Genomic DNA, 26,943 nt, shown 5'->3' with positions numbered 1-26,943 from the left:
GCGGTTTTGCTCCACGATGCGTATCGCAGTCGCACAAATCAACTGCACGGTCGGCGATATCCGCGGCAATGCCGCCAAGATACTGGCGGCAACGGAACAAGCCAAACAAGCGGACGCAGCATTAGTCATCACGCCAGAACTGGCGTTGTGCGGCTACCCTCCCGCCGATTTGCTGCTGCGCGAAACCTTCTGCCGGTCATGCGATCAGGCCCTGACGGAACTGGTTGAAGCGGTTCAAGGCATCACGTTGATCGTTGGTCACCCGCATTTTCAGGACGGCAAGTTGTACAACGCCGCTACGGTGATTCGCGACGGTGAAATCCTGCACCGCTATCACAAAAGAATCCTCAGCGCTTCCCCGTTCTTCAACGAGCATTATTACTTCGATAGCGGTACTGCCCCCTGCATTTTCGAGCTTGGCGGAATAACGTTCGGCATCGCGATTTGCGCCGATTTTTGGCTGGAAAGATTGCCCGATGCGGCCGCCTACGGCAATCCCGATATATTGCTGGTACTCAGCGCATCGGCTTTCCATATCGACAAGCAAGTCTCCCGCTATCAAATCTCGCACCGCATCATCACACGCACCGGCATCCCGGTTATTCACGTCAACTTGGTTGGCGCGCAAGACGAGCTGGTTTTTGACGGCGCATCGTTCGTCATGAACGGACTGGGTGAACTCACGCAGCAGTCGGCGGAATTTGCCGAAGCCGTCGAGTTGATTGAGATTCGCGTTAAACAACCGGTAAAAGCCAATCTACCGGCTACGCAATCCGCGATTGCCAGTGTTTACCACGCATTGTGCCTGGGGGTAAAAGATTACGTGCGGAAAAACGGTTTTCCCGGCGTCATTCTGGGGCTTTCCGGCGGCATCGATTCCGCCTTGACGCTGGCGATCGCAGCCGACGCGCTGGGTGCGAACAATGTAACCACCGTCATGATGCCGTCGCAGTACACAGCGGATATCAGTGTGCAGGACGCCCATGAAATGACCGAATTGCTCGGTGTAAAGCACACCGAATGCAGCATCCAATCGTTGTTCGATCACACTGTGGCCACCGTCGAACACGCTTTCGACATTTCTCATGACGCCGCCGCATCGACCACCATGCCGGAAAATCTGCAAGCGCGCATCCGTGGCACCTTGTTGATGGCGCTATCCAACCAAACCGGCGCGCTGCTGCTGACGACCAGCAACAAATCCGAAATGGCGACCGGCTATTGCACGCTGTATGGCGACATGGCGGGCGGTTTCGCGGTTTTGAAAGACATCAGCAAAACCCGGGTGTATCAGTTATGCGAATACCGCAACCGGATCAATCGCGTCATTCCCGAGCGCATCATCCAACGCGTCCCATCCGCCGAATTGCGCGCCAACCAAACCGATCAAGACACTTTGCCGCCTTATGAGATTCTGGACGCCATCATCGAAGCCTACGTGGAAAAGAACTACTCACCGACTGAGATCATCGCACAAAATCACGATGCAGCCGTTGTCGCGCAAGTGATCCGGTTAATCCATCGCAACGAATACAAACGCCGCCAATCGCCACCGGGAATCCGCATCTCCCGCTGCGATTTCGGCACGGCATGGCGTTACCCCATTACATCCGATCATCGGGATTTATTATCACCGGCAAATGAGCAGTAGCGCTGGAACTAGAATAATAAATCGCTATCCTATCGTCATGAAATTAATCTGCTTGATCATTGCGTTGCCCCTTGTCTTTCCGGCCAACAGCTTAGCGCACGAACTCCCCAATCTGGGCGATGTGTCGCGCGCCACCATTTCGGCGCACGAAGAACGCCAGCTTGGTTTGAAGATCATGCGGCAAATCCGTGCCGATCCGAGTTATATGGACGATCCGGAAATCGCCAGTTACCTCAGCAATCTCGGCCATCGCCTGATCGCCAATTCCGACGAGGCCGATGCCAATCAGTTATTTGAGTTTTTCGCGGTGGAGGATCCATCGATCAATGCATTTGCTTTGCCGGGCGGATTCATGGGGTTCAATAGCGGATTGATCATTGCCGCGCAAAGCGAATCCGAGTTGGCCGCAGTGATGGCACATGAAATTGCGCATGTCACGCAAAAGCATCTGGCGCGCATGATCGCATCGCAGAAATACGACCTGGTCAAAATGCTCGCTGCGCTGGCCGTGGCGATCGTCGCGGCGCGTTCCAACAATCCGCAAGCGAGCCAAGCGGTGCTGGTGACGTCGCAAGCCAGCATGATCCAATCGAAGCTGGATTTCACCCGCAATCACGAAAAGGAAGCCGACCGGATCGGTCTGAATATCTTGTTGGATGCGGGATTCGATCCGCAAGGCATGACCACGTTCTTCGACCGCTTGCAAAGATCCGGGCGTTTTTATGAAAACGGCGCACCCTCCTACTTACGCACGCACCCGATCACGTACGAGCGTATTGCCGACATCCAGAACCGCACGCGCGAAATGCCTTACCGCCAGGTGCCCGACAGCATCGACTTTTTACTGGTGCGCGCCAAGCTGCGCGCGTTTCAGGGCAAACCGCTCGATGCCGTGGCGCAATTCAAAACCCGCCTGGATGAGAAACGCTATGCCAACGAAGCGGTTGAACGCTACGGCTATATTCATGCGCTGTTGCGCGCGAAAAAATACAAACAGGCGGATAGCGAACTGGCGCATTTGTACGAGCTGCTACACGGCGATTCCGCATCGGCCGCTTTGATCAATCACCCGCTGGGAAAAACCATCCAGGTTGAACATAAAAATATCATCGCCGGCGCGATGATCGAAACATTGTCTGCCAGCGTGAAGCTGGCCAACGGCAAAACCGCCGATGCCTTCGCCACCTACAAGACCGCATTGAAAGTCTATCCGCAGTACCGCGCGCTGATCCACGGCTATGCCAATGCGCTGATACAAAATAAACAAACCGAAACCGCGCTGGAATTCATCAACCAACAACTGCAAACGATTCAAAACGACCCGAAACTATACAATTTGCAGGCGCAATGCTATGCGTTGCTCGGCAATAAAATGCTCGAGCATCGCGCGCTGGCGGAAGTATATTTCCTCAAAAACCACTTCAAAGCCGCCGCGGATCAATTGAAAATCGCGCTGCAAAGCGATAATGGCAATTTTTATCAGCTATCGAGCATCGAAGCGCGCCTGAAACAGATGAAAGCGCTCGTCGAGGAAGAAGAAAAAGAAAAATAAGTGCCCGGAACCGTTTCCCGGCCGGCAATTAACGTATCATGGAATCCTTTGATCATTATTAAACGTATCGTTGCATGCGCACTATCAATTCCCGGAAAATTTTCCTAGCCGTCATCGTAATTGCCACAGCGGCCGCATTCTGGTACAGCGGTGGCAAAAAAGAATCCAAGGCAAATCAATACAAAACCCGCACCATCGAGCGCGGCGACATCATCCAGACCATCTCGGCCAATGGCACGTTAACGCCGGTGATTCTGGTCAATGTCGGCACCCAGGTCTCCGGCACCGTGGCAAAGTTGCACGCCGACTATAACGATCACGTGAAAATCAACCAGGTCCTGGCCGAACTCGACCCCGCCTTATTGCGTGCGCAATTGCAGCAATCCAAGGCCAATCTGTTCAGCGCGCAAACTGCGGCAAAAATCGCTGAAAGCAAATTAAATCGCCAACGCTTGTTGCGAGAAAAAGACTTTGTTTCACCCGAAGCGCTGGAAATCGCCGCGCAGGAAGCCGAAGCGGCGCGCGCCCAGGTGGCCGTCAGTAAAGCGCAAGTCGATCGCGACCAGGCCAATCTCAACTACAGCGTGATCCGCTCGCCGATTTCCGGCGTGGTTATCGCGCGGGATGTCGACATCGGTCAGACTGTCGCCGCTAGTTTTCAAACGCCGACACTGTTTCAAATCGCCCAGGACTTGCGGCAAATGCAAGTGAACATCAGCGTCGCGGAAGCCGATATCGGCCAACTGCATATCGATCAATTGATCAACTTTACCGTTGACGCCTTCCAGCAGCGCAAATTTACCGGTATGGTCAAGCAAATCCGCCTCAACCCGACCATTCAGGAAAACGTCGTCACGTATAACGTCGTTGCTATGGTCGATAACGCCGATGGTGCCTTGCTGCCCGGCATGACGGCCAATATCAACTTCATTGTCATGCAGAAACACGATGTATTGCGCGTATCCAACGCAGCGCTGCGCTATCAGCCTAAAGATGTCGAGCCGGGTGAAAGTGCTAAAACAGCCCGGGTACCGAATCAAGCCACGCTGTACCTGTTATCGCAGGATCGCCCCGAACCTATCCATGTGACGACGGGAATCACCGATGGCAATTACACCGAAATCACCGGCGGCGAAATTAAACCGGGCGATAAGGCCATCATCAGCGAAGTGGCGGATAAGAAAGAATCGGACAGCAAATTCAAGCTGAGGGTATTTTGATGCCCTCAGTTCAGGTTGCACCTGCTCCCGGTGTGCTCATCCAAATCGAGGATCTGTGCAAAAGTTACAGCTTGCAAGATGCAAACGGCCACACCATTTCCAATCAAGTGTTGTTCAATATCAACCTGACGATCAACCAAGGTGAGTTTGTCGCCATTATGGGGCATTCCGGCTCCGGCAAATCGACATTGATGAATATCCTCGGTTGTCTGGATACGCCGACCAGCGGATCGTACTGGCTCGCCGGAAAAAACGTTGCGGCGTTGTCGGGTAATGAATTGGCGCATATTCGCAATCAAAGCATCGGTTTCGTGTTTCAGGGTTTTAATCTGCTCAAGCGCATGACCGCGCTGGATAATGTCGCCACACCACTGCTTTACGCCGGTGCCAGCCGTTCGCAAAGCCGCCAGCAAGCGCTGGAATTGCTGCGCCGCACCGGATTGGAAAATTTTGCCATGCACCTGCCGAACCAACTTTCCGGCGGCCAGCAACAACGGGTCGCGATCAGCCGCGCCTTGGTCAACCGGCCGCCGCTGATTCTGGCCGATGAGCCCACCGGCAATCTGGATACGCAAACCAGCCGGGAAATCATGCAATTATTTGAACAATTGAACCGCGAGCAAGGCATGACCATCGTCTTGGTGACGCATGAAGACGATATTGCGGCTTACGCAAAGCGCCTGATCCGTTTGAAAGACGGCCATATCGTCGTCGATCAGCATAACAACGCAAACACAGCCGTTCCGGCAGAAACTGCATGACATTATGAATCTGTTGACAATCATCGGCGAAGCACTGCGCGCATTGCGGCAAAACCGCCTGCGCACCGGATTAACGATGCTGGGCATGATCATCGGCGTGGCCGCCGTGGTTTTGATGCTGTCCATCGGCCAAGGCGCGCGCACTAAAATCAATGAAACCATCGCCGCGATGGGCAGTAATTTGTTTCTCGTGGTGCCGGGCGCCACGTCTTCCGGCGGTTTCAGCTTCGGCAGCGGCAGCGTGAGAACGTTGACCATCAACGACGCGTACGCCATCGCCGAATTACCGTCCGTGAGCGCCACCGCGCCGGTCACCACCGGCACCGTGCAACTCAATTATGCGGCGAAAAATTGGAGCACCATCATTACCGGCACCACACCCAATTATTTCGCCGTCGGCAACTGGAAAATGGATGCCGGCACTGCGTTTACCGAATCCGATTTGCGCTCGGCGGCGCGCGTGGTTGTGCTGGGTTCGGTGACGGCCAAGAATCTGTTCGGCGACGAAGAGCCCATCGGCAAAGCGATCCGTATCACCAACCGGCCTTTTGTAGTAGTCGGCGTGCTGATGGCGAAAGGACAAAGTCTGACCGGACGCGATCAGGATGACACTGTGCTGATCCCGATCACCACCAGCGAACGCCAGATTACCGGCAATCAGTTTCCCGGCTCCATCCGCTACATGCTGGTGCAAGGCAAATCGGCCAGCGACATGGATATCGCCGAAATTGAAATCACCCAATTGTTGCGCCAGCGTCACCGTATCGCCAAAGGTAAGGAAAATGACTTCACCGTACGTAACCTGACGGCAATCGCCGATGTCGCGACCGACGCCGCCAAGATCATGTCGATCGTGCTCGGTGCGATTGCATCGGTATCGCTGCTGGTCGGCGGCATCGGCATTATGAATATCATGCTGGTGTCGGTTACCGAGCGCACGCGTGAAATCGGCATCCGCATGGCGATTGGCGCCGATCAACGCGCCATTCTGACGCAATTTCTGCTCGAAGCGATCGTAATCTGCGTCATGGGCGGCGTGATCGGCTTGTTGGTGGGCATCGGCGGCGCGTGGATCGTCAGCCGGGTGGCCGACATGTTGATCGTGATCACCGTCGGCATGATCGGATTGGCTTTTTTATTTTCCTCCGCGGTCGGCATATTTTTCGGCTTTTATCCGGCCAAGAAAGCGGCCTCTCTTAAACCGGTCGATGCGTTGCGCTACGAATAGCAAATGTACCCAGCGGGAAACACTGTTGTGATTACACCACAGAATCTTTTCATGACTTGACTCTCCAACGATGAGTATTAGTTTATTTGCTGGTTACCCGATACTATGGATAACAATCTGACAACGGGAGTCACTCATGACAGTCAAAGAAAAAGAACGCCCTACTTCGGAATTCCTGGCTATTGTCGTCGTTGAGAATAAGAATGAGGTCATCTCTGTCGGCGAAATCAAGAATGCATTGCATGAACGCGGATTCGGCATCTTGATGGCGATCGCCGCAGTGCCTATCTGTCTCCCGATTCCTGTCCCACCCGGTTACACCACGGTTTTTTCAATTCCGCTGTTCATTTTCTCAACGCAAATGATCCTGGGCATGCGTGCACCCTGGTTGCCTCTCTGGCTGGAAGGAAAACACATCAAACGCAGCACGCTTGAGAAAATACTGGCTAAAGCAAACCCCTGGCTGAAGAAAATCGAGGAACGCATGCAGCCGCGCATTACCTATATCAGCGTGCATACCTGGGAACGGATTATAGGCTTCTTTTCGTTCGTGTTCGCTTTAGCGATTGCGCTACCGATACCACTGATCAATTTTTCGCCGGGCTGGGGAATTTTGGTAATGTCGCTCGGACTACTGAACAAGGACGGCCTTACTATTCTGATCGGCATGATTATCGGAATCATCGGTATCGGCATCGCGATGATCATTCTGGTCATGCTGTGGATGGGAATGTCGTTGCCGTCGTTTTATTGACGGCATCAAGCGCACGATTAGTTGCGCCTCAAAGCGGCCGCAAACAGATCGTGCGCATCCGAGCCGGTAACTTCCACTTCGATAAAATCGCCCGGCTGCACCTCACCGGCTTCCTCCACATATACCAATCCGTCGATTTCCGGCGCATCGGCGCTGCTGCGCGCAATCACGTCATCATCGGTCACTTGATCGATCATCACAGTCATGGTTTTGCCGACTTTCGCGGCCAAGCGCTGATGGCTGATTTCTTCTTGCAGTTGCATAAAACGCGCGCGGCGGTCTTCCTTGATTTCCTCCGGCACTGCACCCGGCAATTGATTGGCGGCGGCGCCTTCCACCGCGGAATAAGCAAAACATCCAACGCGATCCAGCTGCGCCTCCCGCAGAAAGTCCAGTAATTCCTCGAATTCCGCTTCGGTTTCGCCCGGGAAACCGACAATGAACGTGCTGCGCAAGGTGATATCGGGGCAAATCTGGCGCCACTGCCGGATTCTCGCCAGATTATTTTCCGCATTGGCCGGGCGTTTCATCGCTTTCAGAATACGCGGATTGGCATGTTGCAGCGGCACGTCTAGGTACGGCAGTATTTTTCCTTCTACCATCAGCGGAATGACTTCATCGACATGCGGGTACGGATAAACATAGTGCAGACGCACCCAAACACCCAGCGAACCCAGCGCCTGCGTCAGTTCGGTCAGGCGTGTTTTGACCGGCCGCCCCTGCCAGAAACCGGTGCGGTATTTGACGTCAACGCCGTAGGCGCTGGTATCCTGCGAAATGATCAGCAATTCTTTCACACCGGCGTTCACCAAATGCTCAGCTTCCTGCATCACTTGATGAATCGGGCGGCTCACCAGATCACCGCGCATCGAGGGAATGATGCAGAACGTGCAGCGATGGTTGCAGCCTTCCGATATTTTGATATAGGCATAGTGCCGCGGCGTCAGCCGGATTCCTTGCGGCGGTATCAAGCTAGTGTACGGATCGTGCGGTTGCGGCAAATGAGTATGAATGGCCGACATCACTTCCGGCAATGCGTGCGGTCCGGTGACTGCGAGCACTTGCGGGTGGGCTTTTTTCACTACATCGCCGTCTTCTTTGGCACCCAGGCAGCCAGTAACGATCACTTTGCCGTTCTCGGCCAGCGCCTCGCCAATGGCATCGAGCGATTCTTCCACGGCGCTATCGATAAACCCGCAGGTGTTCACGACCACCAAATCGGCATCGTTGTACGACGGTGAAATTTCATACCCCTCGGCGCGCAACTGCGTCAGGATTTGTTCGGAATCCACCAATGCTTTGGGGCAACCCAATGAGATAAAACCAACTCTACGTGCAACTTGTTTTGACGAGGACATGACACTAAAAATCAAATAAAAATGTGGAGACTTTGCACAGCCCGGAAATCAATCCTGCCAACCGGCTGTATGCAAAAATTAAAATTATGAAATGACTAATCGGCGACCGTAAAACGCGCCGCGTCAATGATAGACCAGAGATGAACGATTCCGGCGATGATCGGCGGAATGATGAGCACCCAGAAAAAATATCCTACGCCGGTAATGATGAAAAACAGTAATGCCGGCAATAAACGTCCTTGCACCAATTGCCCCAATCCCGATATAAAAAAACTGCATACTGCCGCGACTACATTTCCACCCGATCCTTGCCCTGCTTGCATCATTTTCCCTATCCATTCGTTCATCATGCGATTACTTGCTTATTGTATCGCCATTCACCGCCGAATGCTCATAATCGATGCCGACCGTATCGCCCGCCATTTTTTTCTCACGGATTTCAGCCAGATTACCCAGCTTATTCAGGCGTTGTGAGGTATCGCTGATCAATTCATCAAGCCGTGTAACCGACTCGGGCGTCAGTGTTTTGTTTTTTTCAATCTCAAGCTTGAAAAAGTGCAAGCTATTGAGAAAATTGCCGGTGATATCCTGCACCATGAGCATGGTGGATTTCAGCACCCTTAATTTTTCTTCCCGTATTTCGACGTCTTTAACCGATTGCAAATACTGCATGCGCGCTTGATGCAATTGAGCCGTTTTATCGCGTTGCTTCAGTGCTAAAATTGCAGTCAGCCAAATCACAAAAACGCCAAAAAGCGATTTGCAAAAACCTGATACATCGGAATCTCACTTGGCGGTGATCCCCAATAGCCAACCCCGACCAGCAGTGAACTGGTAAATGCGATGATGATGGTGAAGTGTTTGTCGGGGGATCTTAACGAAATCAGCACTACGACTACGTAAAGAATGCCATTGGCGATCCCTAGCGGAGTAACAAAGTCGATCAATAAAATAATCAGCGAAACCACTCCGCATTCCAAATAAACACCCCATTCGGTTGAATTGGTGCGGTCTGTTTGCTTTTCATCGGAACGGTGAGAATCGGGCATGGCGAATTTTCAACTTTGGCAGTAGTGAAATTCTTACACGCTATGTTAAACCCAAAATTGTCTCATCTTAATGAAATTATTAATTTTTCGATTCATCCAGCAATTTAGCGGCTTCTTTCAGTAAAAATTCTCTGAAAGCATTGGCGACACTCGATAAGCGTTTATTCTTCCGATTGACGACATGCCAATAACGGATGATCGGGAAACCCTGCACATCCAAAATTTTCAACCGACCCGTCTCTAATTCCAGCTCGGCGGTATGCTGCGACATGATACCCAATCCCATACCGGCCTGAACGGCTTGCTTAATCGCTTCCGTGGTATCCGTTTCCATTCCTTTGTTGATTTTGATCTTGTGCGCGGCAAAAAACCGCTCCATCGCACTGCGCGTCCCCGAGCCCGATTCACGCACGAGAAAAGTCTCGTTGGCTAGCCGTTTCACCGGAATATTGTGTTCCTGGCAAAGCGGATGACCCGGCGGCGCTACCACCACTAGCGGATTCTCCATGAAAGATTCGCTGTCGATATCGAGATTTTCCGGCGGCTGCCCCATGATGGCGAGGTCGATCAAATTATCCGCCAATTGCTTTAATACCGTCTCCCGGTTGGAAACGTTCAGACTGACCGTCACACCGCGATAACGCTGACAAAATTTTGCCAGCAAATGCGGCGCAAAATAATTGGCGGTCGTCACTACCGAAATATTTAGTTTACCGCGCTCCATGCCTTTCAATTCATCCAGAGCGACTTCCATATCGGCCAATTGCTGCGAAATCGCCCGGCTATATTGATACAATTCACGCCCGGCTTCGGTCAGATAAATTCGTTTACCTAAATGCTCAAACAGCGGTAAACTGATGTTGTCTTCCAACTGCTTAATTTGCATGGAAACAGCAGGTTGGGTAAGATGCAGCTCTTCGGCGGCACGCGAGTAACTGAGGTTCCGGGCAACAGACTCGAACACTTTCAGTTGCCGCAAAGTCAGGTGGAGCATAGGTCAAATATCAGTTCTGATTCATTCCGTAAAGTTTTATAAGTATAACCTTATTATAAACATCAAAATTACTGATTTGTTCTTATAGGTAAACAGCGCTATAGTGCGCTTCATGGATTTGAGTAGTCATGTTTGTTGTTTGTAACGCAATATCCTCTCGTTTCTGTCTGTATCGTTGGCTGGAGTTGAGTGGAATTTAACTGGAGAAAATATTATGGCAAAGACATATAACGCAGGTGTTAAAGAATACCGGCAAACCTACTGGATGCCCGAGTACGCCCCATTGGACACGGATATTCTGGCTTGCTTCAAAATTACCCCTCAACCCGGTGTGGATCGTGAAGAAGCAGCAGCAGCTGTTGCCGCCGAATCATCCACCGGTACCTGGACAACCGTATGGACCGATCTGTTAACCGATCTGGATTACTACAAAGGCCGTGCTTATCGCATTGAAGACGTACCTGGCGACGACACCTGTTTCTATGCATTCATTGCTTACCCGATCGATCTGTTCGAAGAAGGATCCGTTGTCAACGTGTTTACCTCCCTCGTTGGCAACGTATTCGGCTTCAAAGCGATTCGTGGCTTGCGGTTGGAAGACGTGCGCTTCCCGATCGCTTACGTCAAAACCTGCGGCGGCCCTCCTCACGGCATTCAAGTTGAACGCGATATGCTCAATAAATATGGCCGTGCGCTGCTCGGTTGCACGATCAAGCCAAAACTGGGTCTATCTGCCAAAAACTATGGCCGTGCCGTATACGAATGTCTGCGCGGCGGTCTGGATTTAACCAAAGACGACGAAAACGTGAACAGCCAACCGTTCATGCGCTGGCGTCAACGTTTTGATTTTGTCATGGAAGCGATCCACAAGGCAGAACGCGAAACCGGTGAACGTAAAGGCCACTACCTGAACGTAACCGCACCGACTCCGGAAGAAATGTACAAACGCGCTGAATACGCCAAAGAAATCGGCGCACCGATCATTATGCACGACTACATCACCGGCGGTTTCTGCGCTAACACAGGCTTAGCAAACTGGTGCCGTGACAATGGCATACTGCTGCATATTCACCGTGCAATGCACGCGGTAATCGACCGTAACCCGCATCATGGTATTCACTTCCGTGTGCTGGCTAAAATTCTGCGTCTGTCCGGTGGTGATCACCTGCACTCCGGTACCGTGGTTGGTAAATTGGAAGGCGATCGCGGTGCAACGCTGGGCTGGATCGATTTGATGCGCGACAGCTTTATCAAGGAAGATCGCAGCCGCGGCATTATGTTCGATCAAGACTGGGGTTCTATGCCAGGCGTATTCCCAGTGGCTTCGGGTGGTATTCACGTTTGGCACATGCCGGCGCTGGTAGCGATCTTCGGTGACGACGCTTGCTTGCAATTCGGTGGCGGTACCTTAGGCCATCCATGGGGCAATGCAGCGGGTGCCGCTGCTAACCGTGTGGCGCTGGAAGCTTGCGTGGAAGCACGTAACCAAGGTATTGAAATCGAGAAGAAAGGTAAAGAGATTCTGACCGCCGCTGCTAAACACAGTCCGGAACTGAAAATCGCGATGGAAACCTGGAAAGAAATTAAGTTTGAATTCGACACCGTCGACAAACTGGACGTCGCTCACAAGTAAAAATACATGCTCCGGCACAAAGCATGCGTCTGCGTGCCGGAAATCTAATTGATTAGGAGTATCACAATGTCAGAAATGTTGGATTACAAAAGCCGTCTGAGCGATCCTGCCAGCCGCAAATTTGAAACATTCTCTTATCTGCCTGCAATGTCGGCCAAGCAGATCAAGAATCAGGTTGAATATATTGTTAAAAAAGGCTGGAACCCAGCGATTGAACATATTGAACCAGAGTATCTGATGGATAACTACTGGTACATGTGGAAATTGCCAATGTTCGGCGAAACCGATGTAGCTCGTATTCTGGAAGAAGCGGAAGCTTGTCACAAAGCCAATCCAAACAATCATGTGCGTTTGATCGGCTACGACAACTTTGCGCAAAGCCAAGGCGCATCGATGGTTATTTACCGCGGCAAGACGGTATAAGTTTTAACGGGTTTCGAACCCTGAAACCCCCATATCCCTGTAACAGGGCGGGGGTTTTTTTTCGACCTGAATTTAGACACTGCATGTTTTTCAAATAACTATTACAGGAGCTCATCATGAGCGATATCATCGAACAATATCGTGTCACCAAAGAACCCTATTACCATCCGGTAGCTGATGAAGTGCAATTGTACGAAGCAGCCTACTCGGTGCGCATGCCGATGATGCTGAAAGGCCCGACCGGTTGCGGTAAAACCCGTTTCGTCGAATACATGGCATGGAAACTAAAAAAACCGCTGATCACCGTAGCCTGTAACGAAGACATGACTGCTTCCGATCTGGTCGGACGTTTCCTGCTCGATGCCAACGGCACCCGCTGGCAAGATGGCCCCTTGGCCGTGGCTGCCCGTCATGGCGCCATCTGTTATCTGGATGAAGTGGTGGAAGCGCGTCAGGACACCACTGTCGTGATCCATCCTTTGACCGACAACCGCCGTGTGCTGCCATTAGAGAAAAAAGGCGAACTGATTCAAGCACACAAGGATTTCCAGATCGTCATTTCGTACAACCCAGGCTATCAGAGTCTGATGAAAGATCTGAAACAATCGACCAAGCAACGTTTCGGCGCGCTGGATTTCAACTATCCGAACCATGACGTGGAAAGTGAAATCGTCGCGCACGAATCCGGTGTTTCAACAGAGGTTGCCGAAAAGCTGGTATCGATTGCCGAGCGCGCACGCAACTTGAAGGGACATGGCTTGGATGAAGGTATATCCACCCGTATGCTGATTTATGCCGGCAGTTTGATTGCCAAAAAAGTCGATGCACATGCCGCCTGCCGCGTGGCACTGGTGCGCCCGATCACTGACGACCCGGATATGCGCGATGCGTTGGACGCCGCAGTCAGCACGTTCTTCAACTAAACCGGAAAAAATAACCCGTTTGTTTTAATCCATTAACAGGTGCTGCCATGAGTATCAATCTGGACGATTACAAAGAATTGCTCGAGGATCTGGAACCGGAATCGGTTGAGTTGCTAAACCATGCCTGGCCGGAAGCGGTCAAAATCTTTTCGCCGCGCGGCCTGGATAACTATCTGAAAGGCGCATCGGCGATCCGCGGCCTGGGGCGCGGGCGCAGCGTGGTCGATTGCTGGATCGACGAAATTCCGCTGGTTGCCAAGGAAATCGGCGAAGACGTTGTCGGCGATCTGGCCACGTCGGTGTTGAGTCTGGCTTCGCGCACCTCCGGCGCGGTCATCGAGCTGGTGCTGGCAACCTCGCCGACTGCCGCCAAACGGCTGGGCGACGCGCAACTGTTTCAGAATTACCTGCAATTCCTCAACAATCTGATCGCGCAAGCACCGCGCGGCATCCGGCCGATGCTGGGCAAACTGGACATCCTGTTCGGGCAATTGACACTCGGCGGCTTGCGCCGCTGGGCGATGTGGGGCGCGCATGCACACCGCACCAACTACGAAGAGCAAATTCGTTATTTCGGTCTGGAGTCGAAAGAATCGCTCGCGGTGTTGCAGAAAGAACGCAAAGGCACCTTGTTCGTCGACGTGCAGCGCCGTATCAACATGTATCTGCGCGCGCTGTGGGGACGCGATTTTTTCATGAAACCCACGTCCGGTGACTTTGAAACGCGCGAAGGCTACAAACCGTTCATCGAGAACTATTTCATCCATCTGCCGGATGCCTACGATGCTTACGGCGATGTCTCCGCCACCGAAGTGTACCGCGCCGCCGCCGCGCACGCCGCCGCGCATCTGGTCGAGACCAAGCAGCCGATTTCCGCGGAAAGTCTGAATCCGCTGCAAATGGCGGTGATTTCGGTCATCGAGGATGCACGCATCGAAGAACTGTCGATCCGCCGCTTCCCCGGCTTACGCCAAACCTGGTCGGCGTTGCATAGCGCAACACCGGAGATGAATGCGTCGATGGGCGATTACCTGAACCGCCTGGCGCGCGCCCTGCTCGACCCGGATTACCAGGACAAGGATCCGTGGATCGTGGAAGGCCGCAAATTGTTCAAAGCAGCGAAAGACCAGCTCCATAGCCACAAAACATCTTGGGAAATCGGCGTGCAGCTCGCGCACAGTTTCATGGACAAACGGATTCCGTACAGTCCACGCAGCGACACACTCACCGCGCCGTACCGCGACGACAACCGCTATTTCTGGGAATTCGAGGAATTCGATTTCAACAAATCGCTGTCCGCCGGTTACGATGCGCCGAAACAAGTGCGCAAATACGTCAACGTGATGGAATTCGCCAACGAGATCGACGTTGAAACCGCTGGCGACGACGCGCAGGAAATCTGGGTCATGGGCACAGAATTCTTCCCTTACGAAGACATGGGCGTATCGTTCAACGACATGGAAGGCAAGGAACCGGTGTCGGCACCCTACCACTACTCCGAATGGGATTACCAAATCCAGCTGGAACGTCCGGATTGGGCCACGGTACAGGAAAAACGCGCCAAACTGGGCGACATGCAGTGCATCGACGACATCGCCAATCAATACAAACGTGAAATTGCCCGTATGAAATTCCTGCTCGATGCGATGCAGCCGCAAGGCACGCGCCGCATCCGCAAGCTTGAGGACGGCGATGAAATCGACATCAACGCCGCGATCCGCTCGCTGATCGACATCCGCATGGGCATGCAACCCGACCCGCGCATCATGATGCGCTCGGTGCGCAAAGTACGCGACATTTCCGTGCTGGTGCTGCTCGATCTGTCCGAATCGACCAACGAAAAAGTCGCTGGACACGACTACTCCGTGCTCGACCTGACGCGCCAAGCCACGGTGCTGCTCGCCAACGCGATCAATAAAATCGGCGATCCGTTCGCGATCCACGGCTTCTGCTCCGACGGACGGCACGACGTCGAGTATTTCCGCTTCAAGGATTTCGATCAACCGTACGACGAAATTCCCAAAGCCAAACTCGCCGGCATGTCCGGGCAACTGTCGACCCGCATGGGTGCGGCCATGCGTCACGCCACGCATTACCTGAAATTGCAAAAATCGGCAAAAAAACTGCTGCTGGTCATCACCGACGGCGAACCAGCCGACGTAGACGTGCGCGACCCGCAATACCTACGCCACGACACAAAAAAAGCCGTCGAGGAAGCTGGCCGCTCTGGCATCCTGACCTACTGCATGAGTCTCGACCCGCGTGCGGATCAGTATGTATCACGCATTTTTGGTGAACGTAATTACTTAGTAGTGGATCATGTGGAGCGGCTGCCGGAGAAATTGCCCGTGTTGTATGCGGGGTTGACGAGGTAAGACAAATATATTGTTGGTTCTCGGGGTAATAAGCAACCCCGTGGCAAAACTACGTGGAATCGCAAATTAAATGACGTGTAAGAAATTTACCGCGATAACCAACGATGGGAAAGACATGTCTGCGGAACTAGCTAATTTTGCTGACTTTATTGGTCTTGATACTGTAGTGCCTAATCGATACAGCATTCTTCTGGTACTTGGATTATTTGGTGGTTTTAAATCCAAACACTTGAACCCTGCGAATGTTATGCACGAGATTAAAGCTTTGGAAGGGATTGGCACATCCAGCCAGATGAAACCAGCCACCCCATTTAAACACCCGCCACTGAAAGGACTAGATAGATACGGTATCCCTTTATTCAAAGAGCGCATTCTTGAAGCTCAAGAGGCAGGCAAAGAACGCTATGTATCAATAGAGGATTGCAAATTGCTCGCAGATGACATAGTGCAAGGTAATTGGATGCGATTAGCTAATACAGAAGCTTTAACAGGCCAGTGGATTGTTTATGCTCAATATGAAGGAAAAAACTACTATCTCTGTTTAGGAATGCACGATAGCGGCGATCACAATCTTCGAAACCAAATCGGCACCATATGCTGCCAAGAATTCCCTTTCCTTACTACATTGCTCACATAGAGCAGTGCGGTAGGTTGGAGTGACACCAGGAACTCCAACATTTCCATCAAGCCGCCTGCAGCAAAATCTACCTTGATGCCTCATAAGGAAATTCAATCACGCCGCTTCCGGTGCGGTTGAGCAGCCCCGCTTCCAGCAATGCTGTCACGTCGCCGCGCACACCTTTGACATCGCGCACCACCCGCCGGGAGGCTTCTCGGATGGAAACCGGGCCTGCGCCACACAGCGCTTTCAGCAATTCCCAGCGTTTTGCGGTCAATACTTTCCAAAGCAATTCGGGCGACGCGATACTAATGCGATCTGCTGCCTCTCGTTGATTCGAGTGCCGGGCTCGCACAAAACCAGCCATCGATTCCTTTGGATCTCGTACGTCAAGAATAACCATTTTCATGATTCCACCTTGCAAAATCATGTTTGAAAATTGATTAATAATTTTCTTATGAACACTGCCTTCTAATAATTTTACCTGCCGCATCGATAATCAACGCCATCGACACCGCTCCCGGATCAGGGTTACCGATGCTTTTGTCTGTATGCGGGCGGGCGCGGCCGATTTTGGGAGTGAGATTTTTGGTAGCCTTGGCGGATTGTTTGGCAACTTCCGCGGCGGCTGTCCAGGCTTCGGGTGTTGAAAACCCTTGGCTAGCGCTTTTCGTCAAGGCAGTAGAAAATGGATACAGGACGTCGACCAGGGTTTTATCGTTCAGTTGCGCTTTTCCGGCAACGATAACAGCTTGCAGCGCCTCTGCGATACCGGTTGCAATGGTTGCGGCATCCGGTTTGGTTTCGTCACCCACGGCATGACCAAGATTGCGCAAAATAACACCCCACAGCATGCCCGAGGTACCACCCGCTCGATCCGACCAGGCATCGCCGGCAGCGATCAGTGTTGCCCCCGCTCCGGTTTGCGCGGAGATTGCAGCCCTGGCCGCATCGACGGCTGCTTTCAGCCCGCGCTGCATGCCAATGCCATGATCGCCGTCACCGGCTATCGCATCCAATCGGCCCAATTCATCCTGTTGCATCTCAATGACATCGAGCGCCGCTTCCAGCGCTGCCAGCACGATGCTGGCGGCCGCTTGCGATTCCGCAGAACCCGGCTTTACGGAAGATTCTTTTTGCGTATCCTTTGACTCGATGTCATTGTCGATCAAGTAATAGGTATCGGTGATCACACCGCGATGAAACGCCGGTGTATCGGCAGCCACCAGCCAGCTTTGCTCAAGTTCGTCATCAAGCCAGAACAACGTCAACGACACACCCGCCATATCGAAGCTGGTAATCATTTCATCCACGACCGGTGCAGCGATGGTCAATCCGTGTGCAGTCAACAGCTGCTCGATCTTGCGGTAAACGACAAATAATTCTTCGTATTTCACTGCACCGAGGCCGTTCAGGATGACACCGACGCGTGCGCCGGAAATATTGTTGACGGTTTCTGGGATTTCGGCCAGCAGTTTGCCAACCAGCATTTCCGCCAAACCATCGGCGCTGGGTGCTTTGACACGGTCCAGACCGGGTTCGCCGTGGATGCCCATGCCGACTTCCATGATTCCGGATTCAACTTCAAACAAAGGTTTGGCTGAGCCGGGCAATGTGCAGCCGGAAAACGCCACCCCCAGCGAGCGCACGCGGTCATTGGCTGCGGTTGCGACACGCACGACTTCATCCAGCGGCTTTCCGGCATCGGCGGCAACGGCCGCGGCCTTGAACACTGCCAGCGTACCGGCGATACCGCGGCGTTTGTGCCGCTCATCGGCCGGAGCCGAAGCAATGTCATCGGTTACCACCACCGAACGAACATTGATACCTTGTACGCGCAGACGTTCCTGCGCTTGCGTGAAATTGAGCACGTCACCGGCGTAATTCGCGTAACAGAACAAAATACCGGCACCCGCATCGACGGCTTGCGCCACGTTGCAAATCTGCTGCGCGGACGGTGCGGCGAAAACATTACCGAGAGCGGCGCCATGCGCTAATCCTAAGCCGACAAATCCGCCGAACGCGGGGTAATGCCCCGACCCGCCGCCAATGATGACGACCACCTGACCGGATTTGGTTTTGTGACTGCGGATGACACCGCCGTCGACGCGCCGGATTTTATCACGGTGAGCGGCGGCATAACCCTCGGCTAATTCATCAGCAAACTGCGCCGGATCATTGAATAAGTAGGTCATCTCATCCGGCCTATTTTATTCCTCAGCTACCGGGGGAGCGTTAAAACAATCTTGGAAAGAGAGAAACAAATATGACAAGCACGCCGATTCTTTGTATCGCCAGGCATGCTATTGATTGAGTGTGGTTACAAAATCCAGAACTTCCTGAACGTGTCCGGGTACTTTTACGCCGCGCCATTCTTTTCTTAGGATGCCTTGCGCATCGATGACAAACGTACTGCGTTCGATGCCAAGAACTTGCTTGCCGTACATATTTTTCATTTTCATGACGCCAAACAGATTGCAGACTTTTTCATCTTCATCACTCAGTAATTCAAAGGAAAACTGCATTTTTTCCTTGAAACACTGGTGTGATTTGAGATTGTCACGTGAAACACCAACAACGATGCAATTTTCCTTCGTAAACTCAGACAGGTGATCACGAAAATCCTGGCCTTCCAGTGTGCACCCAGGTGTATCGTCCTTGGGATAAAAATAAATAACCAGATGTTTACCTGCATTAGCCGACAATGAGAATGGTGTGCTATCCGTTGACGGCAAGGAAAAATCTTCAACAGGTTGATTAATTTCGAGCATTTTTTAAGGCACCTGTTTATTGATTACGATCGCTATATTATTGTGGCCGAGCTTGACCGGTTCGCTGAATCCTTGCAGATCGCCGCTGGCAGTGACAGCTTGGCCGGATTTCGAGACTCTGGCTTCGATCACGACTTCCGGAAAGCTCGACATTTTCATCGTCGGCGTCATCGCCATGTCATCCGTCAGCGTGAATGACGCAGGAAGATCGCTCGCTTTCAATCGTAAAATCGCCAGTGGCATTTTAGGTCCCGATTTGGCGCGCGCGTAAATGAATAAGGTATCGCCCGGTGAGACTTTCGCCGCCAGATCGCTGCTGATCGTCACGCTACCCGACACAGAAAGCGATGTTGCCGCAGGCGCTTCAGCACTGACAGCTTTTTCCGTCGGTTGCGCGCTGGCTTCCGGCTTCGATTCTGCTACTTTAACCGCTTGGTCTGGTGCTGCCGCTTTGCCGCCAGAAGCCAATAATCTGGCTTCAGCGATACTATCTTTCACGGTTTGAGTCAACTGCGCATCTGCGGGAATCACTTGCAGCAAATTTTCCCAATGTTCGGCTGCTTGCGCATATCGTTCTTGCTCAAATTCCGCCGTACCCGCCAAGGCCAATGCTTTAGGGTATTTGGGATCAATGCTCAGCGCCTGGTAAATCAACTCAGCCGGTTTACCCGCTAAATTACCTTGATTCTTCATCGCCAGAACATCGGCGTAATCACTCAGGATTTGCGGATTATTCGGAATCAATTCGGCCAGCTTGGCATAGGTATTACTGGCTTCTCCGTACCGGCCCATGATGGCGTAGGTACGTCCCAGCATCACCCAGCCTTCGACATCTTCGGGATTTTCACTGAGGCGCTTGATCAGATTTTCCAGCACCGATGAAAAATTGTCATGCCCCGCAGGTGACCCGCCGCCATCGCGATTCATTTGAGTAGCGCTGGCGAGTTGCGCTTGCGGCAGCAAGCCGCGCGTATCACCGATGGCTAAATACAAACTGACGGCAGCCAGCGGCAGTGTTAATGTAATGACTACGGACAAGGCGATATTGCGGAACTTCTTATTCTTATCAACAACGACAGTGTCACGCTCAGTCACATCCTGCAGCATGCGTTGTTGCAGTTCCTGCTTGCTTTTATCATACTGTTCCCGGCTGAGAATATCGTTCTCCAAATCTCGATCCAGCTCGGCAATTTGATCGCGATAGACTGTGATGTTAACCGCATCGTGCTCTAAATTTTTAAGCTCATTGTTTCTGCTGCGCAATAGCGTTGGAACCACAAACAGCAGCGCGGTGACAATAAAAACCCCGGAAATAACCCAAAAAGCCGTCATACGTTTTTACCTTTTTTATCCTCGTTCAGTAACGCTTCCGCTTTTTCAAGCTCTGCTTGCGAAAGTGACACCTCTTCTATTTGCACACGACGGCGTCTTAAATATATAACCAATGAAATCAATCCAAACAACAACAAAGCTGCCGGACCAAACCACAGCAAGATGGTGGTAGCTTTCATCGGCGGGTTATAAAGGACGAAATCTCCGTAGCGATCGACCAGAAACTGAATAATCTCCAGGTCTGTTTTATTCGCTTTAATTTGTTCGCGGATTTCACGCCGGATGTCGTTGGAGAAATCAGCACGCGAATCCGCAATCGTTTCATTCTGACAAACCAGACAGCGCAAATTCTCCGTCAGCGTCAACATCCTTTTTTCAACTACAGGATCTTCCGCAACCGGTACCGCCTCTTTCGACCATCCGGTCAGTGGAATCAGCAGAAATAGCAGAAGAACAAGCGCTGCGGCCTTCGTTACACCATTCAATTGACGTTTCATGACAAAACTAACCTTTATTTATGAGACTCGCATAATCACTTATGCTTGTTGCTGCAGTTCTTTGATGAGTGGGATGATGGTCTTTTCAAGCGAGTCAACAGTCACTGGTCCGATTTGTTTGTGTCTGATGATGCCCTTCTTATCAATCACATAAGTTTCCGGAACACCATAGACACCGTAATCGATTCCAACTTTGCCATCGGAATCCACGATGCTGATGGTATAGGGATCGCCGTAGCGTTTTAACCATTGCATTGCGGTATTCCGTTCGTCTTTATAATTCAAGCCATAGATCGGAACGATCCCGGTTCTTGCCAATTGCACCAGCAATGGATGCTCGTCTCGGCACGCCACACACCAGGATGCCCACACATTCAGCATCCAGACTTTTCCGAGATTATCATCAGATGACATTATCTTATCGGACTCTTGCAGCTGATTTAGCTGAAACTTTGGTGCCGGTTTATCAATCAGCGGCGAAGGCACTTGGCGCGGATTCAGCGTTAATCCCACCAGCAAGAATGCAGCCAGCACCAAAAAAGCAAATAACGGAATCAAATAGCGCATCATGCTTTGGTGGTCTCCGCTGCCAATTCAACTTTGTTTGCGGATGGCGCAACAGCCACCGGCATTGGCGTTTCTGCCGATGCACTAGTCTCTTCTTCAGTTCTGACAGCATTCTTTTTGGTAATCTTTAGGCGATAACGGCGGTCGGTAATTGACGTAATACCACCGAATGCCATGAGCAGACATCCCATCCATATCCAATCGACAAAAGGTTTATGATAAGCACGAACCACCCAGGCACCATTGGACAACGGCTCGCCAAGAGCAACGTACAGATCGCGGAAAAATCCCGTATCGATAGCCGCTTCTGTCATTGCCATACCGGATGCGTTATAAGTGCGTTTTTCCGGATGCATATTACGAACAAATTGATCGTCCTTGCTCACGGCAATATCTCCAATCACAGCTTTATAGTTTGGCCCAACATCATTGCGGGTGCCGTTAAACTGAAAAGTATAACCGCCCACCGTCACCTTGCTGCCAATTTCCATGCGCACATCTTTCTCGGTCTCGTAACTGTTCACCAAGGTAACGCCGATAATGAATACGGCTACACCGAGATGCGCACAGTGCATGCCGTAATAGCTTCTGGATTGTTTTAGCAGTCTGGTAAATACGTTACCTTCAGTACTGGCGCTGATGCGATGCTTCAAGTTGACGAATACGCACACGATAATCCAAAACGCCAGCAACAGACCGAAGCTAGTCATCGGCTTCCATTCCCCAATGAAGTAAGGCGCGACAAGCGCTGAAACCACGCTCACTGCAAACGCCCAGCGTAAACGAACTGCTAATGCCGGCAAACTCATTTGTTTCCAGCGGGCAATCGGACCGACGCCGATGAGGAAAATTGCCGGTGTCATGACAGGAACAAAAACAGCCTCGAAATAAGGAGGGCCTACCGACAATTTACCCAGACCCAAGGCGTCGATAATCAATGGATATAACGTTCCGAGCAATACACTGGCGGCGGCAACCAGCAATAAAATATTATTTGTCAACAACATGGATTCGCGCGACAGCAAATCGAATTTACCGCCCAAACCAACTTTCGGCGCCCGCCATGCAAACAATACCAGCGAGCTGCTGATGACGATAAACAAGAAAGCCAGGATAAATACCCCGCGCGAAGGATCTGTCGCGAAGGCATGAACCGACGTCAAAACACCGGAGCGGACTAAAAATGTTCCTAACAAACTTAGAGCAAACGCGCATATCGCCAACAAAACGGTCCAACTCTTGAAGCTGCCACGTTTTTCAGTAACCGCCAAGGAATGCACCAAAGCCGTTCCAACCAGCCACGGCATAAAAGACGCATTTTCGACCGGATCCCAGAACCACCAGCCGCCCCAGCCCAATTCATAATACGCCCACCAGCTGCCGAGCATAATGCCGCAGGTCAGAAACACCCAAGCGACAATCGTCCAAGGGCGGGACCAGCGCGCCCAGGTTGCATCCAGCTTTCCGCTCAGTAGTGCCGCGATTGCAAAAGCAAAAGCGATGGAAAATCCGACATACCCCATATACAACATCGGCGGGTGCATCACCATACCCGCATCCTGCAATAATGGGTTCAAATCGCTTCCTTCTGGCGCAGCCGGTAATAAGCGGTCGAAAGGATTTGAAGTAAACAGCATGAATACATAAAAACCGATGGCCACAAGCCCTAGCACCCCCAGCACCCGCGCCACGATGTCATCCGGTAATTGCTTACTGAAAACACTGACAGCGACAGACCAGCCTGCGAGCATAAAAACCCACAGCAATAAAGATCCTTCATGAGATCCCCACGTAGCCGCCAATCGATAATGAAATGGTAATTCGGTATTCGAATTCTTTGCCACGTTCATAACGGAAAAATCACTGCTGACAAAGGAATAGGCTAAACAGAGGAAGGCGATCAGAGCAAATACGAACTGTCCTTGAACAACCGGCCTAGCAAGTGCTATCCAAGAAGGGATACCGCGCGCCGCTCCGATGATCGGCAGCGTTCCTTGGATAATGGCTAATAGCAGGGCGAGAATTAAAGAAAAATTACCAATTTCTGGGATCATGATTTTTTCTTATGAATGAATAGTTATTAAGAATCTGAAAATGATACGCTCAGACTGTATGAAAACAATTGGAATTACTGCGTCAAGGATGCCTTTTGTGCTTTGGCGGCTTGTTCCAAGGCTTCCGCTGCTTCCGGCGGCATATAATTTTCATCGTGCTTGGCAAGTACTTCATCGGCTATAAAAACCCCATCCGCCGCTATTTTCCCCTGCGCGACAACCCCTTTACCTTCTCTGAATAAATCCGGAAGAATGCCGGTATACACAACCGGAATCGTTTGCGCCGTATCGGTTACTGAAAAGCGGACAGTGGTGGTTTTATCGTCGCGTTTGACACTGCCCTCCTCAACCAGCCCGCCAATCCGAAAGCTCTTTCCAATCGGTGCTTCTTTTGCAACGACCTGGGATGGACTGAAAAAGAAGACCAGATTACTTTGAAATGCATTTAATACAAGAACAGCAGCAACACCTAATGCAACTACTCCGCAACTTATAATTACAAGTTTCTTATGACGTGGTTTCATTTTTTATCTCTTCTTTATTGATGCCGTTGATGAGACTGTATTGTTTTTCCAAAGTTCGGTGGCGTTTTGAAATTAATAGAATTTCACCGGCAATACAAATAAATGTCACGGCGTACGAACCCCACACATACAATCCATAACCCCCCATTGCAAAAAACTCTGACCAGCTTGTCCAGTTCATTATACCGCTCCCTTCTTATGCAGCTCAGCCACCCACGCCGTATGACTCTCACGTTCCAGAATAATCACGCGCGTGCGTTTTAATATGACAGCAATGGAATACATCCAACTTGCAAACACCATAATCAACATGCCCGTCAACATGGTACTCGCCATTGCAGGCGCCTGATTGACGCTCACCGATGCCCCTTGATGCAAGGTATTCCACCACTGCACCGAAAAATAAATAATCGGAACATTCACTACACCGACCAGCGCAATGATAGCGCCCGCTTTATCGGCGCGGCGCGGGTCGTCGATCGCCGCTTGCAACGACATAAAACCGATATACAAAAAAAACAGAATCAACTCGGAAGTCAGCCGCGCATCCCAAACCCACCAGGTTCCCCACATCGGCTTCCCCCATAATGCACCGGTCCACAGTGCAATAAAGGTGAACATCGCACCGGTCGGAGCGATTGCAGACGCAAACATGGAAGAAAGCCGGGTATTAAACGCTAAGCCGATGCCCGCCCAGAATGCCATCACGACATAAAGAAACATCGACATCCACGCCGCGGGCACATGGATAAAAATAATCCGGTACGCTTCGCCTTGCTGAAAATCGGTAGGTGCAACAAAAAAGCCAACATAGAGCCCCGCCACCAAGAGTATCGCTGCGGCAAAAACGAATAGTGGAATCATTTTTCCAGCCAGTGAGTAAAAACTGGCCGGAGAAGAATATTTGAACCAATTGATAGCCATATTAAATTTTATAATTCTTCACGTTAAATTTCAGTTCCGATTCAGTCCAAAAATTTTAGCCGCCAATTCTATACCAAATCAATACCAAATAGGCAGTGTAAAAATCCGCCTTATTCCAATGAAACGCGCAGCGACCAAGCGGCCGCCCAGGGAGCGAAAACAATCGTCACCAAAAGGAATGCGCCGATTAATGACAGATGCGCGCTAAACTCAACCCCGGACATATTGGCCTCCACCGCGCCTGAGCCAAAAATCAACACCGGGATATATAAAGGCAGCACGAGCAGTGAAACCAGCACACCGCCGCCGCGCAACCCGAGCGTCAACGCCGCGCCAATTGCGCCGATCAGACTCAGAACCGGCGTGCCCAGCAATAAAGCCGACGTTAAAACAAGCAACGCCTCCGCCGGCAAATCATATTGAATACCCAGAACCGGCGCCATCAACACCAGCGGTACGCCGGTCACCAGCCAGTGCGCAAAAGCCTTTCCCAACACCAAAAGCGATAACGATTGCGGTGACAGCAGCATTTGCTCCAATGTGCCATCGAGATAATCATTAGAAAACATCCGTCCCAACGACAGCATCGAAGCCAGCAAAGCGGCAACCCACACCACGCCCGGCGCCATGGTGCGCAGCATGTTCATTTCCGGTCCGACGCTGAGTGGAAACAGGCTTACCACGATGATGAAAAAAAACAGCGTAGTCAGTACATCGGATTGGCGCCGCACCGCCAGCAGAAGATCGCGTTTAATTATCCACATAAACATATCAGGCCAAATGCAATTGCGTGGTTGATGCTGCTGTAATATCAATTTCCTGATGTGTCGTCATCACCACCATGCCGCCTTCCTGCAAATGCCGCTCAAGCAATTCCTGAATCAATTTTACCGCCGACACATCCAATGCAACCAAAGGTTCGTCCAGAATCCATAAGGGTGTTTTGCATACCAACAAGCGCGCCAGCGCAACGCGGCGTCGCTGACCTTGCGACAATACCTTGACCGGTAAGGCTTCCCTGCCGCGCAATCCTATGTGACTGAGGGCTTCTTTTGCCTGATCGGCGCCGATTTCAAAACCTGCCAGCGCACTGGATATACGCAAATTCTCAATGACCGTTAAATCATCTTTTGTTCCGCTCAAATGACCGATATAAGTCATCGCGGCGTAATATTCCCCATCCATGTCACGTATCGAGGTATCTCCCCAGCGAATTTCACCGGCGGCTGGATTGGACAATCCGCACAGCATGCGCAACAGACTGGTCTTGCCGCTGCCGTTCGGACCGCGCACTTGCATCAAGCCGCCCGCTTCGAGTGAAAAATTGACATCTCTAAACAGCTCGCGGTCGCCGCGGACACACGCGAGATTAATACCCTGCAGCATTTTTAGACCAGTTGACAAATTAAACCAAGGATTATAGCGCAATGAGGATATCTATAATACTGATAGATCGCTTGTTGTATAGGCAAAATCCGATCGCCGAAATTTTAATGAACATTCTTCATTTCTAATATACTTAACTGAATCCATTAATCCCAATGAAGGAGAGTAATTTGTCATTGACGCACGATGATCGCAAAATCAGCATTATAGGCGGCTTATTGTTGCTCGGACTTACGCTGACAACGGGTATCACCGTGTACACCGTCATGCGGCAGGAAATTGAATCGGTACTGGGAAGAGGATTGGCGGTTGCCTTACAAGGAAAAGCGCATTTACTGGAATCGCAAA

The 26,943-nt window shown here is 51.4% G+C and carries 26 protein-coding genes and 1 pseudogene; 11 read left to right on the top strand and 16 right to left on the bottom strand.

What is annotated here, in order from left to right; genetic code table 11:
- Nucleotides 1-16 precede the first annotated feature (16 nt).
- The 6 genes from HRU77_15180 (at nucleotide 17) to HRU77_15155 (ending at nucleotide 7,166) form a co-directional block, all read left to right on the top strand.
- Nucleotides 17-1,651 (top strand): NAD+ synthase, encoded by a 1,635-nt coding sequence (locus tag HRU77_15180; GenBank protein QOJ21907.1) that lies wholly within the window; start codon nucleotides 17-19, stop codon nucleotides 1,649-1,651.
- A 37-nt stretch (nucleotides 1,652-1,688) separates the two neighbouring features.
- The gene (locus HRU77_15175; GenBank protein ID QOJ21906.1) at nucleotides 1,689-3,203 is read left to right on the top strand and encodes a M48 family metallopeptidase; all 1,515 of its coding nucleotides are present in this window, start codon (nucleotides 1,689-1,691) and stop codon (nucleotides 3,201-3,203) included.
- A gap of 74 nt (nucleotides 3,204-3,277) precedes the next feature.
- On the top strand, nucleotides 3,278-4,423 hold the full coding sequence (locus HRU77_15170) for an efflux RND transporter periplasmic adaptor subunit (protein ID QOJ21905.1): 1,146 nt from the start codon (nucleotides 3,278-3,280) through the stop codon (nucleotides 4,421-4,423).
- Nucleotides 4,423-5,184: an ABC transporter ATP-binding protein gene (locus tag HRU77_15165; GenBank protein QOJ21904.1), complete on the top strand. Its 762-nt coding sequence runs from the start codon at nucleotides 4,423-4,425 to the stop codon at nucleotides 5,182-5,184. The genes HRU77_15170 and HRU77_15165 overlap by 1 nt, the downstream gene beginning before the upstream one ends.
- 4 nt (nucleotides 5,185-5,188) lie before the next feature.
- Nucleotides 5,189-6,412 (top strand): ABC transporter permease, encoded by a 1,224-nt coding sequence (locus HRU77_15160; GenBank protein QOJ21903.1) that lies wholly within the window; start codon nucleotides 5,189-5,191, stop codon nucleotides 6,410-6,412.
- 136 nt (nucleotides 6,413-6,548) lie between these two features.
- Complete coding sequence (locus HRU77_15155) at nucleotides 6,549-7,166, top strand: exopolysaccharide biosynthesis protein (GenBank protein QOJ21902.1); 618 nt, start codon at nucleotides 6,549-6,551, stop codon at nucleotides 7,164-7,166.
- A 17-nt stretch (nucleotides 7,167-7,183) separates the two neighbouring features.
- On the opposite strand, the gene rimO is transcribed toward HRU77_15155, so the two are convergent.
- The 4 genes and pseudogenes from rimO to HRU77_15135 all read right to left on the bottom strand — a co-directional run bounded on the left by rimO (nucleotide 7,184) and on the right by HRU77_15135 (nucleotide 10,567).
- Complete coding sequence (gene rimO, locus HRU77_15150; GenBank protein ID QOJ21901.1) at nucleotides 7,184-8,524, bottom strand: 30S ribosomal protein S12 methylthiotransferase RimO; 1,341 nt, start codon at nucleotides 8,522-8,524, stop codon at nucleotides 7,184-7,186.
- 95 nt (nucleotides 8,525-8,619) lie between these two features.
- Nucleotides 8,620-8,847, bottom strand: a complete 228-nt coding sequence (locus HRU77_15145) for a hypothetical protein (protein ID QOJ22208.1) — start codon at nucleotides 8,845-8,847, stop codon at nucleotides 8,620-8,622.
- Between the two features lie 31 nt (nucleotides 8,848-8,878).
- Nucleotides 8,879-9,573: pseudogene (locus HRU77_15140) on the bottom strand (hypothetical protein).
- Nucleotides 9,574-9,652: 79 nt separating this feature from the next.
- Nucleotides 9,653-10,567 carry a LysR family transcriptional regulator gene (locus tag HRU77_15135; protein QOJ21900.1) on the bottom strand — a complete coding sequence of 305 codons (915 nt, stop codon included), beginning with the start codon at nucleotides 10,565-10,567 and terminating at the stop codon, nucleotides 9,653-9,655.
- 211 nt (nucleotides 10,568-10,778) lie between these two features.
- On the opposite strand from HRU77_15135, the gene HRU77_15130 reads away from it, so the two are divergent.
- The 5 genes from HRU77_15130 to HRU77_15110 all read left to right on the top strand — a co-directional run bounded on the left by HRU77_15130 (nucleotide 10,779) and on the right by HRU77_15110 (nucleotide 16,558).
- On the top strand, nucleotides 10,779-12,200 hold the full coding sequence (locus HRU77_15130) for a form I ribulose bisphosphate carboxylase large subunit (protein QOJ22207.1): 1,422 nt from the start codon (nucleotides 10,779-10,781) through the stop codon (nucleotides 12,198-12,200).
- Nucleotides 12,201-12,266: 66 nt separating this feature from the next.
- A complete protein-coding gene (locus HRU77_15125) occupies nucleotides 12,267-12,623 on the top strand; it encodes a ribulose bisphosphate carboxylase small subunit (protein QOJ21899.1) in 357 nt (118 codons plus the stop codon).
- Nucleotides 12,624-12,739: 116 nt separating this feature from the next.
- Nucleotides 12,740-13,546 carry a CbbQ/NirQ/NorQ/GpvN family protein gene (locus tag HRU77_15120; GenBank protein QOJ21898.1) on the top strand — a complete coding sequence of 269 codons (807 nt, stop codon included), beginning with the start codon at nucleotides 12,740-12,742 and terminating at the stop codon, nucleotides 13,544-13,546.
- Between the two features lie 47 nt (nucleotides 13,547-13,593).
- Nucleotides 13,594-15,921 (top strand): nitric oxide reductase activation protein NorD, encoded by a 2,328-nt coding sequence (locus tag HRU77_15115; GenBank protein QOJ21897.1) that lies wholly within the window; start codon nucleotides 13,594-13,596, stop codon nucleotides 15,919-15,921.
- A gap of 115 nt (nucleotides 15,922-16,036) precedes the next feature.
- The gene (locus HRU77_15110) at nucleotides 16,037-16,558 is read left to right on the top strand and encodes a hypothetical protein (protein ID QOJ21896.1); all 522 of its coding nucleotides are present in this window, start codon (nucleotides 16,037-16,039) and stop codon (nucleotides 16,556-16,558) included.
- A 67-nt stretch (nucleotides 16,559-16,625) separates the two neighbouring features.
- On the opposite strand, the gene HRU77_15105 is transcribed toward HRU77_15110, so the two are convergent.
- The 12 genes from HRU77_15105 to ccmA form a co-directional block, all read right to left on the bottom strand.
- A complete protein-coding gene (locus HRU77_15105; GenBank protein ID QOJ21895.1) occupies nucleotides 16,626-16,949 on the bottom strand; it encodes a DNA-binding protein in 324 nt (107 codons plus the stop codon).
- A 46-nt stretch (nucleotides 16,950-16,995) separates the two neighbouring features.
- Complete coding sequence (locus HRU77_15100) at nucleotides 16,996-18,735, bottom strand: dihydroxyacetone kinase family protein (GenBank protein QOJ21894.1); 1,740 nt, start codon at nucleotides 18,733-18,735, stop codon at nucleotides 16,996-16,998.
- A gap of 108 nt (nucleotides 18,736-18,843) precedes the next feature.
- Entirely contained in the window at nucleotides 18,844-19,311 is a 468-nt protein-coding gene (locus HRU77_15095; protein QOJ21893.1) for a peroxiredoxin, read from the bottom strand.
- Between the two features lie 3 nt (nucleotides 19,312-19,314).
- Nucleotides 19,315-20,643 carry a c-type cytochrome biogenesis protein CcmI gene (ccmI, locus tag HRU77_15090; GenBank protein QOJ21892.1) on the bottom strand — a complete coding sequence of 443 codons (1,329 nt, stop codon included), beginning with the start codon at nucleotides 20,641-20,643 and terminating at the stop codon, nucleotides 19,315-19,317.
- Nucleotides 20,640-21,140, bottom strand: a complete 501-nt coding sequence (locus tag HRU77_15085) for a cytochrome c-type biogenesis protein CcmH (protein QOJ21891.1) — start codon at nucleotides 21,138-21,140, stop codon at nucleotides 20,640-20,642. Before HRU77_15085 ends, ccmI begins: the two co-directional genes overlap by 4 nt.
- 39 nt (nucleotides 21,141-21,179) lie before the next feature.
- Nucleotides 21,180-21,710 carry a DsbE family thiol:disulfide interchange protein gene (locus tag HRU77_15080; GenBank protein QOJ21890.1) on the bottom strand — a complete coding sequence of 177 codons (531 nt, stop codon included), beginning with the start codon at nucleotides 21,708-21,710 and terminating at the stop codon, nucleotides 21,180-21,182.
- Nucleotides 21,707-23,761, bottom strand: coding sequence for a heme lyase CcmF/NrfE family subunit (locus HRU77_15075; protein QOJ21889.1), 2,055 nt, complete (start codon nucleotides 23,759-23,761; stop codon nucleotides 21,707-21,709). The genes HRU77_15080 and HRU77_15075 overlap by 4 nt, the downstream gene beginning before the upstream one ends.
- A gap of 74 nt (nucleotides 23,762-23,835) precedes the next feature.
- On the bottom strand, nucleotides 23,836-24,285 hold the full coding sequence (gene ccmE / locus HRU77_15070) for a cytochrome c maturation protein CcmE (GenBank protein ID QOJ21888.1): 450 nt from the start codon (nucleotides 24,283-24,285) through the stop codon (nucleotides 23,836-23,838).
- Nucleotides 24,269-24,466: a heme exporter protein CcmD gene (ccmD, locus tag HRU77_15065; GenBank protein ID QOJ21887.1), complete on the bottom strand. Its 198-nt coding sequence runs from the start codon at nucleotides 24,464-24,466 to the stop codon at nucleotides 24,269-24,271. The genes ccmE and ccmD overlap by 17 nt, the downstream gene beginning before the upstream one ends.
- Complete coding sequence (locus HRU77_15060) at nucleotides 24,466-25,209, bottom strand: heme ABC transporter permease (protein ID QOJ21886.1); 744 nt, start codon at nucleotides 25,207-25,209, stop codon at nucleotides 24,466-24,468. Before HRU77_15060 ends, ccmD begins: the two co-directional genes overlap by 1 nt.
- A gap of 110 nt (nucleotides 25,210-25,319) precedes the next feature.
- Nucleotides 25,320-25,979 (bottom strand): heme exporter protein CcmB, encoded by a 660-nt coding sequence (gene ccmB / locus HRU77_15055; GenBank protein QOJ21885.1) that lies wholly within the window; start codon nucleotides 25,977-25,979, stop codon nucleotides 25,320-25,322.
- Between the two features lies 1 nt (nucleotide 25,980).
- Nucleotides 25,981-26,595 carry a cytochrome c biogenesis heme-transporting ATPase CcmA gene (ccmA, locus tag HRU77_15050; protein ID QOJ21884.1) on the bottom strand — a complete coding sequence of 205 codons (615 nt, stop codon included), beginning with the start codon at nucleotides 26,593-26,595 and terminating at the stop codon, nucleotides 25,981-25,983.
- Nucleotides 26,596-26,943: the final 348 nt, after the last annotated feature.

Source organism: Gammaproteobacteria bacterium (assembly GCA_015709615.1).
Taxonomy (GTDB): Bacteria; Pseudomonadota; Gammaproteobacteria; order Burkholderiales; family Nitrosomonadaceae; genus Nitrosomonas.
This window is presented reverse-complemented; position numbering and strand designations above follow the sequence as displayed.